The sequence below is a fragment of the Virgisporangium aliadipatigenens genome, from assembly GCF_016863615.1.
GTDB classification, from domain to species: domain Bacteria; phylum Actinomycetota; class Actinomycetes; order Mycobacteriales; family Micromonosporaceae; genus Virgisporangium; species Virgisporangium aliadipatigenens.
Map to the genome: position 1 here is coordinate 32,406 of NZ_BOPF01000015.1, position 13,421 is coordinate 45,826.

Genomic DNA, 13,421 nt, shown 5'->3' on the forward strand with positions numbered 1-13,421 from the left:
CTACGATGCGTTAGCCCAGCGCTGATCTCCTCCCAGCACACCGATTCGAGAGGTACGCAACGTGATCCTTTCCGGTGATGAAGCGGGGTCGGCTGCATGAGCACTCTCGCGGACAGGCCCTCCAAGACGGCGTCGCCGGTCCGGCCCGTGCGCCCGGCCGACATCGCGGCCGCCCGCCGCGCCGTCGAGGGACGCCCGGGCGTCAAGGCCGTCCTCAAGGCGTACCTGTCGCTGACCAAGCCGCGCATCGTCGAGTTGCTGCTGGTCACCACGCTGCCGGCGATGTTCCTGGCCGAGGGCGGGGTGCCGTCGCTGGGCCTGATCGCGGTGGTGCTGGTCGGCGGGGCGCTCGCGGCCGGCGCGGCCAACGCGCTCAACTGCTACATCGACCGCGACATCGACCAGGTGATGAAGCGCACGGCGTCCCGGCCGCTGCCGAAGCACACCATCGAGCCGCGGGCCGTGCTGGTGTTCGGGCTCACGCTGGCCGTGATCTCCGTCGCACTGATGGCGGTGTTCACCAATCCGCTCGCCACCGTGCTGACAGCGGCCGCGATCGCGTACTACGACCTCGTCTACACGATGTGGCTCAAGCGCACCACGCCGGCCAACACGGTCTGGGGCGGCGCGTGCGGCGCGGCGCCGGTGCTGATCGGCTGGGCCGCCGTGACCGGCGGGCTGGACCTGCGGGCGTGGGTGCTTTTCGCCGTGGTGTTTCTCTGGCAGCCGCCGCACTTCTACGCGCTGGCGATCCGGTTCAAGGACGACTACGCGCGGGCCGGCATCCCGATGCTGCCCGTCGTGGCCAGCATGAAGCGGGTCGGCGTCGAGGTCGTGGCCTATGCGTGGCTGACGCTGGCCGCCTCGCTGGCGCTGTGGCCGCTCGGCATGACGCCGCTGTACGGAGTGACGGCCACCGTGGTGGGTGTTCTTTTCGTGCTGGAGGCGCACCGCCTGGCGCGGCGTGCGTTCCGGGGTGAGCCGGTGCGTCCGATGCGGCTGTTCCACTGGTCGACGACGTACCTGACGCTGCTGTTCGTCGCCGTCGCGGTGGACGTTTTCATCGGCTGAGGACTCATCCGAAAGCGGTCCTCCTGTCGGGTTGATGCCCGACACGCCTGAATCACAATGCCATTACCTGCTGTAAAAGCCGCACTGCATATGGTTACTTTAACTGTACCTTTATGCCCGAAATTATCGTGATTCATGCGGTCAAAACTTATTGATCGACGCCTTAAACGTGTCGTGGGCAGCATCACAACCACCATTCGTTTGCCCTCCCGACCTGGGTCTATGCGCCTATGGTTGCCTTCATGGCAGATGGTTCCCATAGCACGATGACCCTCGAGGCCCCGGGAAACCTGGTGGACGGACTGCGGTCCTTCGCCGGCGACCACGGGGGTGCGAAGGCGGTCATCGAGTACATCGGGCGGCGCGGTGCGCGCATCGTGCTTGTCGGCGAGGACGGCGTCTGGGCTGACCAGTTCGCCCCCGCCACCGACGTCGCTCGTGAGGCCTGCATCAAGGCCGGCGTCGCCGTGGAGAACGAGTGGGAGCGGGAGCTGATGGACAACATGCGCCCGAACACGGACCTGTGGCGCTCGATGTCGCGCACCACGCTCTCCCGCTGAGGTCGACCACCCCACCGCGAGTAGAACTTTCGTTGTTTTCCCCGAGAATCCCCAGATGACCGCGAACACATCCACACCGAGCGCGATCCGGGCCGCTACCCGGGTCGCGCTCGTCACGTGTGGCGCACTGCCCGACCTGGACCCCGACGACCGGCTGGTGCTGACCCCGCTGGCCGGCCTCGGGATCACCGCCACGCCGGCCGTGTGGGACGACCCCGCCGTCGACTGGTCGGCGTTCGACCTGGTGGTGCTGCGCTCCCCGTGGGACTACGCGCCGCGGCGCGCGGAGTTCCTGGAGTGGGCGGGCCGGGTGCCGCGCCTGGCCAATCCCGCCGGCGTCGTGCGCTGGAACACCGACAAGCGCTATCTCGACGAACTGCGCGACGCCGGGGCTCCGGTCGTTCCCACGGAATTTGTCGAACCCGACGACGGCTGGGAGCCGGCGGCGGAGGGCGAGATCGTGATCAAGCCGGCCGTCGGCGCCGGCAGCGTCGACACCGGCCGTTACGACCTGGCCGACGGCGGGCAGCGGGCGCTGGCGGTGGCGCAGGTGCGGCGCCTCCAGGCGGCCGGACGTGCCGTCATGGTGCAGCCCTACCTGGACGCGGTCGACTCCCACGGCGAGACGGCGCTGCTGTGGACCGGCGGGCGGTACTCGCACGCCATCCGCAAGGGTCCGCTGCTCATCGGCCCCGACGAGGGCGTCGAGGGGCTCTACCGGGAGGAGGAGATCTCCGCCCGCGAGCCGTCGGCGGCCGAGCGGGAGATCGCGGAGAAGGTGGTCGCGGCGATGCCCTTCGACGTCGCCGACCTGCTCTACGTCCGGGTCGACCTGATCCCCGGGCCGGACGGCACACCCGTCCTGCTGGAGCTGGAGCTGACCGAGCCGTCGCTCTTCCTCGGCACCGACCCGGGGGCGGCCGACCGGTTCGCGGCCGCGATCGCGCGGCTAGCGGGAAAGACCCAGTAGATCGTTGGCGTCGCCGCCGGGCGCGGGGTCCCGCTGCCCGCGCGGCGTCCGCGTCAGGGTTTCCGGCAGGGTGAACGGTCCACCGCCCGGCCCCTCCACCGCGGCCGCCCGGGGCGCCGAGACCGTCGTGAACGCCGCGAGCGTCGCCACCCACACCAGGCACGCCCCGAACATGTGCAGTCCCACCAGAAGTTCCGGCAGGTGCGTGAGGTACTGCGCGAAGCCGACGAACCCCTGCGCCAGTTCGACCGCGACGAGGACGGCCGCGGCGCGGGCCGGCCCGCCGGCGGCCCGGACCGCCAGCCACAGCCCGACGGAGAGGCCGATCAGCAGGAACACCGCGTCGGCGTGCAACTGCGAGACGGCCTCGATGTCGAGTCCGGTGCGGCGGGCGTCGGCGTCCCCGGCGTGCGGGCCGCTGCCGGTGACCACGACGCCGAGCACCACCACGAGCAGGCTCGCCGCGACGACGGACCAGCCGAGCGCGCGCAGCGCTCCGGGCGCCGCCCAGCCGCCGACCTTCGGCCCCCCGCCGGCGGCGGTCCAGAACATGTACGCCGCCGCGACGATGCCCACCGACACGAGGAAGTGGCAGCCGACGACGTAGGGGTTGAGGTTGGTGAGCACCGTGAACCCGCCGACGACGCCCTGTGCGGGGATGCCGGCGAGCACCAGCGCGGACCACTTGACGGTGCCCGGCCGGCGCGGCTTGTGCAGCAGCGCGCTGATCAGCCCCACCAGCGCGACGGCTCCCACGACGAAGGTCAGCAGCCGGTTGCCGAACTCGATGACGCCGTTGAAGCCCATCTCGGGCGTCGTGACGTATGAGTCGTCGGTGCAGCGGGGCCAGGTGGGGCAGCCGAGGCCCGAACCGGTCAGGCGGACCGCTCCGCCGGTGACGATGATCCCGACGTTGGCGATGATCGAGGCCAGCGCGAGCCGGCGCAGTGCGTTCGCGGTGGCCAGCGCGTCGACGAGGCGTCTCACCTGGTGGATGCTACGCGGCGGCCCATTCACACCTTATTACTTAGGGTGCCCTGGGTGACCGGCTTCACTGGGCCCGCGGCGGAGCGGATTTGCCGATCTCCACCGAATTACGTAACGTTTCTGTTGTGAAAAACGCGGCGATGATGGTCGGGTCCGAGGGGACCGCCGATCGCCGCACCCGCGACCGCCTCCTCGGACTCCTGCTGGAGCGGGGCGCGCTCACCGCCTCCGAGCTCGCGTGCGAGCTGGGCATCAGTGCCGCCGGGATCCGCCGGCACCTGGACGCGCTCGAGGCCGACGGGCTGGTGGCCGGGGGAGAGGGTACCCGCCGTGGCCCGCGCGGCCGTGGCCGCCCCGCCCGGGTGTTCGCCCTGACCGACGCGGCCCGCGACGAGCTCAACCCGCGCACCTACGGAGACCTGGCCTCGGCCGCCCTGCGCTGGATCGCCCTGCGGGGTGGTCCCGACGCCGTCGCCGAGTTCGCCGCCGCGCAGGTCGCCGGCCTGGAGGAACGCCTCCGCGGCGCCGTCGCCGAAGCGGGCACCGACCCGATGGCCCGCGCCGAGGCACTCGCCCGGGCGCTGACCGCCGAGGGCTACGCGGCCGGGGCGACGACCATCGCCTCGGGCGGCCAGCTCTGCCAGCACCACTGCCCAGTGGCGCACGTCGCCGCCGAGTTCCCCCAGCTGTGCGAGGCGGAGACGCACGTGATCTCGCGCGTCGTCGGTACCCACGTCCAGCGCCTCGCCACGATCGCCAACGGCGACGGGGTGTGCACCACGCACATCCCGCGCTCCGCCGACATCGTTCTCGAACCATCGATACCTGTGAGGACTTCCGCATGACCGAGCAGACCATCCCCGTCACTCCCGTCGACGACCCGCTGGCCGGGCTCGGCCGGTACGAGTACGGCTGGGCCGACTCGGACACGGCAGGCGCCGCGGCCAAGCGTGGTCTCAACGAGGCCGTGGTCCGGGACATCTCCGCCAAGAAGAACGAACCCGAGTGGATGCTGGACCTGCGCCTGAAGGGGCTGCGGCTGTTCGACCGCAAGCCGCTGCCCAACTGGGGCGCCGATCTCACCACGATCGACTTCGACAACATCAAGTACTTCGTGCGTTCGACCGAGAAGCAGGCCGCCAGCTGGGAGGATCTGCCCGAGGACATCAAGAACACGTACGACAAGCTCGGCATCCCCGAGGCGGAGAAGCAGCGCCTCGTGGCCGGTGTCGCTGCCCAGTACGAGTCCGAGGTGGTCTACCACAAGATCCGTGAGGACCTCGAGGAGCAGGGCGTCATCTTCCTCGACACCGACACGGCGCTCAAGGAGCACGAGGACGTCTTCAAGGAGTACTTCGGCACCGTGATCCCGGTCGGCGACAACAAGTTCGCCGCGCTCAACACGTCGGTCTGGTCCGGCGGCAGCTTCATCTACGTGCCGAAGGGCGTGCACGTGGAGATCCCGCTGCAGGCCTACTTCCGGATCAACACGGAGAACATGGGCCAGTTCGAGCGGACGCTGATCATCGTCGACGAGGGCGCCTACGTGCACTACGTCGAGGGCTGCACCGCGCCGATCTACACCTCGGACTCGCTGCACTCCGCGGTCGTCGAGATCATCGTGAAGAAGAACGCCCGCTGCCGCTACACCACCATCCAGAACTGGTCGACCAACGTGTACAACCTGGTCACCAAGCGCGCCGTGTGCCATGAGGGCGCCACGATGGAGTGGATCGACGGCAACCTCGGTTCCAAGGTCACGATGAAGTACCCGGCCGTGTACATGACCGGCCCGCACGCCAAGGGCGAGGTGCTCTCCGTCGCCATGGCCGGCGAGGGGCAGCACCAGGACGCCGGCGCCAAGATGGTGCACGCCGCGCCCGGCACGTCCAGCACGATCATCAGCAAGTCGATCGCCCGTGGCGGCGGCCGCACCTCGTACCGCGGCCTGGTGCAGGTGCTCGAGGGCGCCACGCAGTCGAAGTCGACGGTCAAGTGCGACGCGCTGCTGGTCGACACGATCTCCCGGTCGGACACCTACCCCTACGTCGACATCCGCGAGGACGACGTCGCCATGGGCCACGAGGCGACCGTCTCGAAGATCAGCGACGACCAGCTCTTCTACCTGATGAGCCGCGGGCTCTCCGAGGACGAGGCCATGGCGATGATCGTGCGCGGGTTCATCGAGCCGATCGCCAAGGAACTGCCGATGGAGTACGCCCTGGAGCTCAACCGGCTTATCGAGCTCCAGATGGAAGGCGCTGTGGGCTGACGCCCGCCGCCCCTGACGACCTCTTCAGAAACAAGGATTCGATGACTGCTGTCATTACGCCGCCCAAGACCAAGTCGCAGGCGTTGCGCTCGTTCGACGTCGCGGACTTCCCGGTGCTCAACGGGCGCGAGGAGGAGTGGCGGTTCACGCCGCTGCGGCGCCTCGGTGTCCTCGCCAAGGCGTCGGAAGCCGCGACGTCCGCCGGTGTGGGCCACGACTACGACGAGCTGCCCGCCGGGGTCTCGGTGTCCACTGTGGAACGGACGGATCCGCGCATCGGCTCGGTGCTGACGCCGTTCGACCGGATCAGCGCCCTGGCGTACGGCGGTGCCGGCGAGGCGCTCCTCATCTCGGTCGCACGCCACGCGACCGCTCCTCCGGCGACGGTCCGCATCGTCGGACGCGGCGCGGACCCGGCCTACGGCCACACCTTCGTCGAGGTCGGCGAACTCTCCCAGTCGACGCTCGTCCTGGAACACACCGGCAGTGCGGTCCTGGCGGACAACGTCGAGGTGGACGTCGCCGACGGCGCGCACCTGACCCTGGTGACCGTCGCCGACTGGGCACCGGACGCGATCCACGCGCAGCACGTGAAGTTCCGGCTCGGGCGCGACGCCCGCGTCGTCCACGTGCAGGTGGCGCTCGGCGGCGACCTGGTCCGGCAGTACACCAGCGTGGAGTACTCGGGCCGGGGCGGCGACTGCGAGGCCTACGGCCTGTACTTCGCGGCCGAGGGCCAGCACCAGGAGCACCGGCTGCTCGTGGACCACTCGGTGCCGGACTGCCGCAGCTACGTCAACTACCGCGGCGCGCTGCAGGGCACCGGCTCGCACACGGTCTGGGTCGGCGACGTGCTGATCCGCGCCGAGGCCACCGGCACGGACACGTACGAGATCAACCGGAACCTCGTGCTGACCGACGGGGCGCGGGCGGACAGCGTGCCCAACCTGGAGATCGAGACCGGCGAGGTGGCCGGTGCCGGACACGCCAGCGCGACCGGCCGCTTCGACGACGAGCAGCTCTTCTACCTGATGTCCCGGGGCATCCCGGACGACGTGGCCCGCAAGCTCGTGGTGCGCGGCTTCTTCCACGAACTGCTCGGCAAGATCCCGGTCGAGGGGCTGCGCGAGCGCCTCGCGGACGCCGTCGAGGCCCGCCTCTCGGAGAGCGGGTCATGAGTGGGGAGGCCGTGCGGGTCTGCGCCGCGGCCGACGTGGCGAAGGGGTCCGTGATCGCCGTCGAGGTGCAGGACACCCCGCTCGCCGTGGTGCACGCCGACGACGACTCCTACTACGCCGTCTACGACGAGTGTTCGCACGCCAGCATCGCGCTGAGCGAGGGCGAGGTCGACGGCTGCACGCTCGAGTGCTGGCTGCACGGGTCGCGGTTCGACCTGCGCACCGGTCAGCCCAGCGGCCCGCCGGCCTACGAGGCCGTACCGGTCTACCCCGTCGAAGTGCGCGACGGCGACATCTACGTGACGCTCGAATCCAGCAACGGAGTGAAATAGATGAGCACCCTGGAAATCCGCGACCTGCAGGTCTCCGTGAAGCTGCCCGAGGGTGAGCTGAAGCCCATCCTCGCCGGGGTCACGCTGACGGTGCGGGCGGGGGAGACCCACGCCATCATGGGCCCGAACGGCTCCGGCAAGTCCACCCTCGCCTACTCGCTCGCGGGCCACCCCAAGTACGAGGTGACCGGCGGCTCGGTGACGCTCGACGGCGAGGACGTCCTGGCGATGTCCGTCGACGAACGCGCCCGCGCCGGCCTGTTCCTCGCGATGCAGTACCCGGTGGAGGTGCCCGGCGTCTCCGTGGCGAACTTCCTGCGCACCGCCAAGACCGCCATCGACGGGGAGGCGCCGAAGCTGCGCACCTGGGGCAACGAGCTGCGCGGCGCGATGGAGAAGCTGCAGATGGACCCGGCGTTCGCCCAGCGCAACGTCAACGAGGGCTTCTCCGGCGGCGAGAAGAAGCGCCACGAGATCGTGCAGATGGAACTCCTCAAGCCGAAGATCGCCATCCTCGACGAGACCGACTCCGGCCTCGACATCGACGCCCTGCGCATCGTCAGCGGCGGCATCGAGCGGGTGCGCGAGGCCGGGCAGACGGGCCTGCTGCTGATCACGCACTACACGCGGATCCTGCGCTACGTGCGACCGGACTTCGTGCACGTCTTCGTCGGCGGGCGGATCGTCGAGGAGGGCGGCCGCGAACTGGCCGACAAGCTGGAGGACAAGGGCTACGAGCGGTACCTGGCGGGTGCGGGACCGGCGGCGGTGTGATGGCCACGTTCGACGTCGCCCGGATCCGCGCGGACTTCCCGATCCTGTCCCGCGAGGTCAACGGCCACCCGCTGGTCTACCTCGACTCGGGCAACACGTCCCAGAAGCCGCGCCAGGTGATCGACGCGATCCGCACTCACTACGAACGGCACAACGGCAACGTGGCGCGTTCGGTGCACACGCTCGGCACCGAGGCGACGGAGGCGTACGAGGGGGCCCGCGGGAAGGTGGGCCGCTTCGTCGGCGCGCCGGCCGAGGAGATCGTCTTCACGAAGAACTCCACCGAGGCGATCAACCTGGTGGCGCACGCGTTCTCGGTGCGCGCCACGGACGAGCGCTTCCGCCTCGGGCCCGGCGACGAGGTGGTGATCTCCGAGATGGAGCACCACTCGAACATCGTGCCGTGGCAGCTGCTCTGCGAGCGCACCGGCGCGACGCTGAAGTGGTTCGGGCTCACGGACGACGGACGGCTCGACCTGTCGGCCATCGACGAGGTCATCACCGAACGCGCGAAGATCGTGTCGATCGTGCACTACTCGAACATCATCGGCACCATCAACCCGGTCGCGACGATCATCGCCCGGGCGCGGGAGGTCGGTGCGCTCGTCATGCTCGACGGGTCGCAGTCGGTGCCGCACGCGCCCGTGGACGTGACCGCGCTCGGCGCCGATTTTCTGGCGTTCACGGGGCACAAGATGTGCGGGCCGACCGGCATCGGTGTGCTGTGGGGGCGTTCGGCGCTGCTGAACGCGATGCCGCCGTTCCTCGGTGGCGGGTCGATGATCGAGACCGTCATGCTGACCGGGTCGACGTTCATGCCGCCGCCGGCGCGCTTCGAGGCGGGTACGCCGCCGATCGGCGAGGCCATCGGGCTCGGGGCGGCGGTCGACTACCTCACCGGCGTCGGCATGGAGGCCGTCCAGGAGCACGAACGCCGCATCACGGCGTACACGCTGGACGCCCTGGCCACCGTTCCGGACGTGCGGATCGTGGGGCCGCGGTCGCTGGAGGACCGGGCCGCGACGATCTCGCTCGTGGTCGAGGGTGTGCACCCGCATGACGTCGGTCAGATACTCGACGCGGAGGGGGTCGAGGTGCGTGTGGGCCACCACTGCGCCCGGCCGGTCTGCGTACGCTTCGGGGTACCGGCGACGACGCGTGTGTCGCCGTACCTCTACACGACCACGGACGAGATCGACGCGTTGATCCGTGGTCTCTACACCGTTCGGAAGGTCTTCGCGTAATGCGTCTCGACCAGCTCTATCAGGAGATCATCCTCGATCACTACAAGCACCCGCACGGCCGTGGCCTGCGGGAGCCGTTCGACGCCGAGGCGCACCACGTCAACCCGACCTGCGGGGACGAGATCACGCTGCGCGTGAAGGTGGCCGACGGCACCGTCGACGACGTCTCCTACACCGGCATGGGCTGCTCGATCAGCCAGGCGGCGGCAAGCGTGCTGTACGAGCTGGTCAAGGAACAGAAGGTGGCGCGCTCCCTGGAGATCACGGACGCGTTCACCGAGGTGATGACGAGTCGTGGTGACGTCGAGCCGGACGAGGACGTGCTCGGCGACGGGATCGCGTTCGCGGGGGTGGCGAAGTACCCGGCGCGGGTCAAGTGCGCGCTGCTCGCGTGGATGGCGTTCAAGGACGCGTTGGCGCGTGCGGGAGAACCGGAGAAGGTAGAGAAATGAGCGAGGAAACTGTCGTCGCCGCGGAAGAGACCGGTGCCGTCAAGGCGTCGCTGGCCGACGTCGAGGAAGCGATGAAGGACGTCGTCGACCCCGAGCTGGGGATCAACGTCGTCGACCTGGGACTGGTCTACGGGGTGCACATCGACGACGACAACGTCGCCTCGATCGACATGACGCTCACCTCGGCCGCGTGCCCGCTGACGGACGTCATCGAGGACCAGACCAAGCAGGCCCTGTGCGGGGGTCCGGGCGGCGGCATCGTCAAGGACTTCCGGATCAACTGGGTGTGGCTGCCGCCGTGGGGGCCGGACAAGATCACCGATGACGGGCGCGACCAGCTGCGTTCGCTGGGCTTCAACGTCTGACGTATACCTGCGCTTCATCCGCGGGACTGGTGATCTTCGTGTGCCGCTGCGAGGGTTCGCGGCATGCGAATGTTCCGATGGATGAGCGGCACTGTCGCCGTGGCGGTCGTGGCGGGAACGCTCACGGCCCCCGGCGCGGCCGCTGCCCGGCCGAACGGCCGTGAGTTCGACCTGCAAGCGCATCGGGGCGGCCTCGGGCTGCGCGCCGAGAGCACGCTCAGCTCCTTCGGCAACGCCCTGCGCCTCGGCGTCACCACGCTCGAACTCGACGTGCAGATCACCGAGGACGGGCAGGCGGTCGTCACGCACGACCGGCGCGTGGACGGCCGCAAATGCCGGGACACGGTTTCTGACGACCCCGAGTCCCCCTTCGTCGGCAAGTACGTCAACACGCTGACGCTGGCCCAGGTGCGCACGCTCGACTGCGGCTCGCAGCGCCTCGCGGACCACCCGGGTCAGGTGCTCTCGCCGGGCTCCCGGATGCCGCTGCTGCGCGAGGTGTTCGACCTGGTGAAGCGCTACGGCGCCGACGACGTCACGCTCAACGTCGAGACGAAGGTCGAGGCGGGCGCGCCGTCGGAGACCGCGCCGCGTGAGCAGTTCGTGCAGGTGACGGCGCGGGAGATCCGGGACGCCGGATTCCTGTCCAGGGTCACGATCCAGAGCTTCGACTGGGGTGCGCTGATGCGCATGCGCCAGGTCGAGCCGCGGCTGCCCGTGGTGGCCCTGACCAACAAGGACTTCCTGCAGACCGGTCAGCCCGGCAGGAGCCCGTGGCTCGGCGGCCTCGACATCGACGACTTCGGCGGCGACCCGATCGCGGCCGTCGCCTCCTTCAAGGCGGCGGCGTTCTCGCCGGTGCACGGCTTCCCGCAGAACGGCAAGGTCGGCGACCCCGGATACCAGCCGTACGTGACCGCCGAGATGGTCAGGAACGCGCACCGGCGCGGGATCAAGGTCGTCCCGTGGACCGTCGACGACCCGGCCACGATGAACAAGCTCATCGACGACGGGGTCGACGGCATCATCACGGACTATCCGGACCGGCTGCGCGACGTGGTGGCGGCGCGCGGCTTCCCGCTGCCGCGCGGGTACGCGTCGCCGTTCGACATCCAGGGGCACCGGGGGGCGCGGGCGGTGCGGCCGGAGAACACGCTCGCGGCGTTCCGCTACGCGCTGGCGAACCCCGACGTCTCCACGCTGGAGCTGGACACCGGCGTGACGCGGGACGGGCAGCTCGTCGTCATCCACGACCGCACGATCAACGGCAGCCACTGCGTCGACACGGCGCCGGTCGTCGCGGGCGACCCGGCCTTCCCGTACGTCGGCAAGCGGGTACACGACCTGACGCTCGCGCAGGTCAAGACCATCGACTGCGGGTCGAGGACGCTCCCGGAGTTCCCCCGGCAGGTCGCCGTCCCGGGCGAGCGGATCCCGACGCTGCGCGAGGTCTTCGCGCTGGTCGCCGCCTCCGGTCGCAAGGACATCCGGTTGAACGTCGAAACGAAGATCAGCCCCACCGTCGACGACACCGAGAACTACGCGCTCTTCACCGTGAAGCTGGTCAACGCGATCAAGGCCGCCGGGCTGACCTCGCGGGTCACGATCCAGAGCTTCGACTGGCGCACGATCCGCCTGGCGCGTTGGCTCGACCGCCGCATCGGGACGGTGGCGCTGGTGTGGCAGTACGGGCCGGCCGAGTGTGCGTCGCTCGCCGACGAGTGCTCGCTGCAGGCGGTGTACGGGAACCCGTCGGTGCGGAGCCCCTGGACGGGCGGGCTCGACTGGTGGAAGTTCCGTGATCTGGGTGCGCTCGTCAAGGCGGCCGGTGCCGGGACGGTCTCCGCGAACTGGCAGGTGCACGACCCGGACCAGCCCAAGGCGGCCGACCCGGACTGGTACCTGCGCACCGACCCGGCCTACTTCCACGGTCCGACGGTGCCGGTGCTCCAGCGGCGCTACGGGCTGAAGGTCGTCCCGTACACGGTGAACGACGCCCCGACGCTCGAGCGGGTGATCGCGCTGGGCATGGACGGCGTGATCTCCGACGACCCCGACCTCGCGATCGCGGTGGCCCGCCGGTACGGCCTCCGCTGACGCTGCTTTCCCCCCGACGGGGGATAGGCTGCCGGCGTGCGAATGCCGTCGTGGGTCCTCTGGTCGGCGGCCTCGGCGCCGGTGCTGCTGATCGGGGGGTGGACGCTCGCCGCCGTTCGGCAGCCGGCCGGCTTCGACTCGACCGTGGATACGATCAGTGCGCTCGCCGCGTTGGATGCGCGCGACCGGTGGATCATGACCGGGGCGCTGTCCGGCGTGGGCGTGTGCCACCTGGTGACGGCCGCGGGGCTGCACCCGGCGAGTCCGCTCGGGCGGGCCGTGCTGGCGCTGGGTGGCGCGGCGACGCTCGGCGTGGCCGCGTTCCCGTTGCCCGCGGACGGCGGGTCGAGCGCCGCGCACACGGCGACGGCCGCGGTGGCGTTCGGCGCGCTGGGGGCGTGGCCGCTGCTCTCGTCCCGCCGGCACCCGGGGGTGGCCCGGGGCGATCGTCCGACGGTGCCGTGGGGGGTGCGCCCGCCCGTCGCCGTCGCGGCGGGGGTCGGGTTGCTGGCCCTGGTCGGGTGGTTCGGGAGCACGCTGGCGAGCGGGGAGCGGGTCGGGCTGGCCGAGCGGGTGGCCGCCGGGGCGCAGGCGCTGTGGCCGCTCGTCGTGGCGCTGTCGGTCCGCCGGGCCGCGCGAGGCTGAAGCTGCGGGCGGGGTCAGTCGACGCGGCGGTTCTGGAGCTTGAGGGTGCGGTGGCGCTTGTTCTCCAGGCGGCGTTCTACCGCGCCGCGGCTGGGCCTCGTGGGGCGGCGTGCGGGTGGGTCGGGGGTGATCGCGTCCCGCACCAGGGCCGCGAGGCGGATCTCCGCGGCCTTGCGGTTCTGCAGCTGGTGGCGCTGCTCCGAGGCGGTGATCACCAGTGCGCCGTCGACCAGGCGGCCGGCGAGGCGGGTCAGGGCGCGCTCCTTCAGCACCGGCGGCAGGGCGTCGGACTCGGCGACGTTCCAGCGCAGTTCGACCTTGGAGTCGGTGGTATTGACGCCCTGGCCGCCCGGGCCGCCGGAACGCGAGAAGCGCCACCGCAGCTCGGCGCGGGGAATCGTGATGCTCCCGCGGACGGGCAGGTCGTCGGACATGGTTCCAGCATGACGGACCTGTCTACCGGGTAAGTGCCCG

At 70.4% G+C, this 13,421-nt stretch carries 15 protein-coding genes; 13 read left to right on the top strand and 2 right to left on the bottom strand.

Annotated elements, in window-relative coordinates; translation table 11 throughout:
* The first annotated feature begins 96 nt into the window (after positions 1 to 96).
* From Val02_RS21470 to Val02_RS21480, 3 genes are all read left to right on the top strand, one after another.
* On the top strand, positions 97 to 1,071 hold the full coding sequence (locus tag Val02_RS21470; RefSeq protein WP_203900941.1) for a heme o synthase: 975 nt from the start codon (positions 97 to 99) through the stop codon (positions 1,069 to 1,071).
* Between the two features lie 242 nt (positions 1,072 to 1,313).
* Positions 1,314 to 1,631 carry a hypothetical protein gene (locus tag Val02_RS21475; RefSeq protein WP_203900942.1) on the top strand — a complete coding sequence of 106 codons (318 nt, stop codon included), beginning with the start codon at positions 1,314 to 1,316 and terminating at the stop codon, positions 1,629 to 1,631.
* Positions 1,632 to 1,686: 55 nt separating this feature from the next.
* Positions 1,687 to 2,601 (top strand): ATP-grasp domain-containing protein, encoded by a 915-nt coding sequence (locus Val02_RS21480; RefSeq protein WP_203900943.1) that lies wholly within the window; start codon positions 1,687 to 1,689, stop codon positions 2,599 to 2,601.
* On the opposite strand, the gene Val02_RS21485 is transcribed toward Val02_RS21480, so the two are convergent.
* The gene (locus Val02_RS21485) at positions 2,581 to 3,588 is read right to left on the bottom strand and encodes a COX15/CtaA family protein (RefSeq protein WP_203900944.1); all 1,008 of its coding nucleotides are present in this window, start codon (positions 3,586 to 3,588) and stop codon (positions 2,581 to 2,583) included. The two genes, Val02_RS21480 and Val02_RS21485, sit on opposite strands and share 21 nt — an antisense overlap.
* 125 nt (positions 3,589 to 3,713) lie before the next feature.
* On the opposite strand from Val02_RS21485, the gene Val02_RS21490 reads away from it, so the two are divergent.
* From Val02_RS21490 to Val02_RS21535, 10 genes are all read left to right on the top strand, one after another.
* Positions 3,714 to 4,433, top strand: a complete 720-nt coding sequence (locus Val02_RS21490) for a helix-turn-helix transcriptional regulator (protein ID WP_373317926.1) — start codon at positions 3,714 to 3,716, stop codon at positions 4,431 to 4,433.
* On the top strand, positions 4,430 to 5,860 hold the full coding sequence (sufB, locus tag Val02_RS21495) for a Fe-S cluster assembly protein SufB (RefSeq protein ID WP_203900945.1): 1,431 nt from the start codon (positions 4,430 to 4,432) through the stop codon (positions 5,858 to 5,860). The genes Val02_RS21490 and sufB overlap by 4 nt, the downstream gene beginning before the upstream one ends.
* 41 nt (positions 5,861 to 5,901) lie before the next feature.
* Entirely contained in the window at positions 5,902 to 7,038 is a 1,137-nt protein-coding gene (sufD, locus tag Val02_RS21500; protein ID WP_203900946.1) for a Fe-S cluster assembly protein SufD, read from the top strand.
* Entirely contained in the window at positions 7,035 to 7,370 is a 336-nt protein-coding gene (locus tag Val02_RS21505) for a non-heme iron oxygenase ferredoxin subunit (protein ID WP_203900947.1), read from the top strand. Before sufD ends, Val02_RS21505 begins: the two co-directional genes overlap by 4 nt.
* Positions 7,371 to 8,144, top strand: coding sequence for a Fe-S cluster assembly ATPase SufC (gene sufC / locus Val02_RS21510; RefSeq protein ID WP_203900948.1), 774 nt, complete (start codon positions 7,371 to 7,373; stop codon positions 8,142 to 8,144).
* Positions 8,144 to 9,388 (top strand): cysteine desulfurase, encoded by a 1,245-nt coding sequence (locus Val02_RS21515; protein WP_203900949.1) that lies wholly within the window; start codon positions 8,144 to 8,146, stop codon positions 9,386 to 9,388. The genes sufC and Val02_RS21515 overlap by 1 nt, the downstream gene beginning before the upstream one ends.
* The gene (gene sufU, locus Val02_RS21520) at positions 9,388 to 9,840 is read left to right on the top strand and encodes a Fe-S cluster assembly sulfur transfer protein SufU (RefSeq protein ID WP_203900950.1); all 453 of its coding nucleotides are present in this window, start codon (positions 9,388 to 9,390) and stop codon (positions 9,838 to 9,840) included. Before Val02_RS21515 ends, sufU begins: the two co-directional genes overlap by 1 nt.
* Positions 9,837 to 10,205: a metal-sulfur cluster assembly factor gene (locus Val02_RS21525; RefSeq protein ID WP_203900951.1), complete on the top strand. Its 369-nt coding sequence runs from the start codon at positions 9,837 to 9,839 to the stop codon at positions 10,203 to 10,205. Before sufU ends, Val02_RS21525 begins: the two co-directional genes overlap by 4 nt.
* A gap of 81 nt (positions 10,206 to 10,286) precedes the next feature.
* The gene (locus Val02_RS21530; protein WP_203900952.1) at positions 10,287 to 12,302 is read left to right on the top strand and encodes a glycerophosphodiester phosphodiesterase family protein; all 2,016 of its coding nucleotides are present in this window, start codon (positions 10,287 to 10,289) and stop codon (positions 12,300 to 12,302) included.
* Positions 12,303 to 12,344: 42 nt separating this feature from the next.
* Positions 12,345 to 12,947, top strand: a complete 603-nt coding sequence (locus Val02_RS21535; RefSeq protein WP_239153249.1) for a DUF998 domain-containing protein — start codon at positions 12,345 to 12,347, stop codon at positions 12,945 to 12,947.
* A gap of 14 nt (positions 12,948 to 12,961) precedes the next feature.
* Here Val02_RS21535 and arfB read toward each other — a convergent pair whose 3' ends face one another.
* Positions 12,962 to 13,381: an alternative ribosome rescue aminoacyl-tRNA hydrolase ArfB gene (gene arfB, locus Val02_RS21540; RefSeq protein ID WP_203900954.1), complete on the bottom strand. Its 420-nt coding sequence runs from the start codon at positions 13,379 to 13,381 to the stop codon at positions 12,962 to 12,964.
* Between the last annotated feature and the right edge of the window lie 40 nt (positions 13,382 to 13,421).